Raw genomic sequence first — 3,315 nt, 5'->3', positions numbered from 1 at the left:
AGGTTGTAACTGTGTCATTTGACCTAATAAATAAGAAAAAGGTTTGTTTATATATTGGTCTTTATTAATCTCAAATTGTTTTATATAACTTAAAGTATCAAATTGTGCATTAACTTTAAAGCTAAAAGTAATTAGTAATGCAATAATTATTTTGAATACATTCTTCATCACTTATAAACCATTATATCCTTCACTATTTTATTGCCATAAAATGCTTTTTCTTCGTTTGTGAAATAAAAATGATTTTTATCTTCATAGTATTTTACATCGGAACGAGGAATAGGGGTTTCCCATATTACATGCAAAGTAATAGCATTTTTAAAACTATAATCCATTCCGCAAAATTTGAATCTTGATGCTTTTACAATTGATTTGGTTTTAGGAGCAGCAGTATCCCAAACTGTTTTAGGTTGAATTTGTGTCATTTGACCTAATAGATAGGAAAAAGGTTTATTTATATATTGAGATTTATTAATCTCAAATTGCTTTATATAACTTAGTGTATCTAATTGAGCATAGGTTTTACAGCTAAGTACAAGCAATAATAAAATACTGAATAGTTTAAATATATTTTTCATAGTTAATTTTTTAAAGATTACAATTATCTGTTTGCTCATAAGTAGTCTTAATAGGATCATTTGGATCAATATGTTCATTTACAAATAGAGTTTTAAAACTTCCATTGGGTTGCTTTTTGCTAACTGCCATTCCCGTATCATATTTTTTTAATACAAAAGCCTGAGCCAATGCGAAAGCCTCATCATCCGTTTTACCTTGCTTTCTAAACTTATCTCTTACAAAATCAAAATCAACTTGTATAGAACTTCCTTCTTTCCAGGCTGCCCCATCGATATAATCCGCTTTTGGATAATTATTCTTAAAATTTTTAAACTTCGTGAGATCTGTAATAAATACATTATACATACCGCCGGAAGAGCCTAATACAAATGCAGTGCTAAAATTAGCATTATATTTATTAGCAGTCTGGAAAATATAAAAATCATTAGGCGAAAAACATTCATAGGCATCCCCATTATGGGTATGCAAAGATCCCGTAACGGTAAATTCGTAATCCGTAGGAGGCAAATTAATGCCTGATTCCGTTCCTACCTTTATATCGCCGGTGGTATAACTTCCATCATCTTTTGTCCCAAAATTAAAGCCTTTTTCAAAAGGGTCTGTTGCTACCGTAGCTCCTGCTGTTGTAATAGCCGCATTAATTTTTGCCTGATTTAAAAGTTCTTTTGCTTTTATATTCGCTTGGTTAGCTTTTTCACAAGGATTGTTTGGAGGTAATCCCAAATTCGGAAGCGTAGGGGTTCCTGTATTACATCCTGTTTGCGATTCTAATGTTGTACCTGGGTCTTGTGGCTGCGAAATGATGCCGTTTCCATCGCATGGCTGGGAAGTATTGGCAGATCCGTTACTGCCACCCGGTTCGGTTGTTCCGCCTCCTGTTCCTCCTCCCTGGGGATTGGTAACTCCGGGAGGAACCCCTTCCCCGGTACCTCCGCCGCCTACCATCTCGCATACACGGGTTACGGTAATCACCAGTACAGATTGCGTCTCAGCCTGACAAGGTCCACCGTCCTCATCAGAGGCTTCTCCATGATTGTGAACGCCTTCACTGCAAGAAGTATAATAAGAAATTGTTTTATAGTAACATATCATATCCTGCTTCATGGCAGATGAGTACGTTCCGCTTTCTAATGGGGTATAGCTTACTTTTCCGGCAAGGTCTACCATACCCCCTGCATTCATGGTTTGCTTTTCCTGCTCCGTAAGGTTATAAGTAATGAGCATTTCCCTCAAGGTTCCATCGGGGAGAGGGCTTAGCACCAGGTTTTATTGCTTAATTAGAATAATCTCATAGGGCAAAGGTTCTGGAAAAGTAGGAGAATCATAGTAAGGGCAACTCTCTGTAAGAAGATCCCAACCATATACAGCTTTCCAGTTCAATTTTGTTTGGGTAGCATCTGTAAAGTTAATATATATATTACCTGACATACTGCATAGGTCTGGATCTATATAGATAAGAGAGTATTTGTTATCTGTTTTTCTAAATCTCCCCCCTAATATTTTAGCTTTACTATCCGGCAATAAAGTATTGTCAAATAAAACTAAACCATTAGAATTTATGACTTTAAATTTCGCAATTAAAAAATCTCTGTAGTACTCAAAATCCTTATCGTATTCATTTGTTATCTTTTTGAAGGTTACAAATATTGTTTTATTGTTCCATATCCCTTTCCATATTCCTTCATAAGCAGGTAATTCATTATTGGTATCTTTCACATATGAATTTTGAGGAAATTCAATACCGTAGGTTCTTAAAGAATATATTTGTGCTTTACATTGCACAGACAAAAATATAATTGTTGATAAAAATATTTTTTTCATAACTATTGATGTAAATATTAAGGTTGAGGACAAGGTATTTTTTGTATGGTTCCGTCTGGTTTTTGCAATAGCTTTTCCATTGGTTTCCTTTATATCTCTTTAAAGCCTGTGAAGTCTTGATATATAGACTTTTATTAAACTTCAACTCATTAACTTTTCCGTTATAGATGCCCTTCCAGGTTCCTACATATTTAGCAAGAGAATTATTGATGTCTTTTGTAACTGAAATCAGGACAATTAGGAGTTATCATACATTGTGCAGCTTCTTCTAACGAAATAGTTTGGGCGTTACACGAAATTGCAATAAAGGAAATGAGCATTAAAAATATTATTTTCATAATTTGAGTTTTATAACTAAAACCTCCAAAAAAGGAGGTTTATTTATTGTTTTGTCAAAACAATATTTTTTGGTAATGGCTGTGGATAATCTTTTGGTGCATAATTATAATAAAAAATAATCAGATTTTATAAATTTTGATTCAGAGAATATAGTTTCCACTTATCTATAATCTATTAAATTTTCCATTTCCAATCTTGCTGCTTTTACAATTAATGTTGTGGCATACCAAAAGTCACTCTGCTGTTTATCCTTCTGTGATCTTCTACTCAAACCATCTGCGTAATAAAATTTTTTATTTCCTAAACTATCTGTTAGAGTAATATCCGTAGATGAAGGGTCTAGGAAATAACCTTTAACAGCAACAGTGTCATATTTAATTTTAGAACAAGCATTATAAATATTCACAAATTTTTCTTCAGAAATTCTTAAATGATATTCTTCATCCCTATCCATTTTTACCTTAACCCTTATCTTTCCTTTTTTATTATTTTTAATAGGCTCAAAAACAATATTTATAGAACTAAAAGGAATAATAACATTTGAATGATGGAATTCTAATTTGGTAATTTTTTGTG

At 32.9% G+C, this 3,315-nt stretch carries 4 protein-coding genes; all 4 read right to left on the bottom strand.

What is annotated here, in order from left to right; genetic code table 11:
• Positions 1 to 167: 167 nt before the first annotated feature.
• Positions 168 to 578, bottom strand: coding sequence for a hypothetical protein (locus SOP96_RS08740; protein WP_326320601.1), 411 nt, complete (start codon positions 576 to 578; stop codon positions 168 to 170).
• 10 nt (positions 579 to 588) lie between these two features.
• On the bottom strand, positions 589 to 1,839 hold the full coding sequence (locus tag SOP96_RS08735) for a hypothetical protein (protein WP_326320600.1): 1,251 nt from the start codon (positions 1,837 to 1,839) through the stop codon (positions 589 to 591).
• A gap of 6 nt (positions 1,840 to 1,845) precedes the next feature.
• Entirely contained in the window at positions 1,846 to 2,400 is a 555-nt protein-coding gene (locus SOP96_RS08730; protein WP_326320599.1) for a DUF6705 family protein, read from the bottom strand.
• A gap of 499 nt (positions 2,401 to 2,899) precedes the next feature.
• On the bottom strand, positions 2,900 to 3,315 hold a 416-nt coding region (locus tag SOP96_RS08725), incomplete at its 5' end, for a hypothetical protein (RefSeq protein ID WP_326320598.1).

Source organism: Chryseobacterium salviniae (assembly GCF_035819015.1).
Lineage (GTDB): Bacteria > Bacteroidota > Bacteroidia > Flavobacteriales > Weeksellaceae > Chryseobacterium > Chryseobacterium salviniae.
The sequence above is the reverse complement of the archived record's forward strand: the minus strand, read 5'-3'. Positions and strand labels throughout refer to the sequence as shown.

What these genes read in the sequence shown, in the direction of transcription:
- SOP96_RS08740 (WP_326320601.1), bottom strand. Translation starts at nt 578, where the DNA reads ATGAAAAATATATTTAAACTATTCAGTATTTTATTATTGCTTGTACTT.
- SOP96_RS08730 (WP_326320599.1), bottom strand. Translation starts at nt 2,400, where the DNA reads ATGAAAAAAATATTTTTATCAACAATTATATTTTTGTCTGTGCAATGT.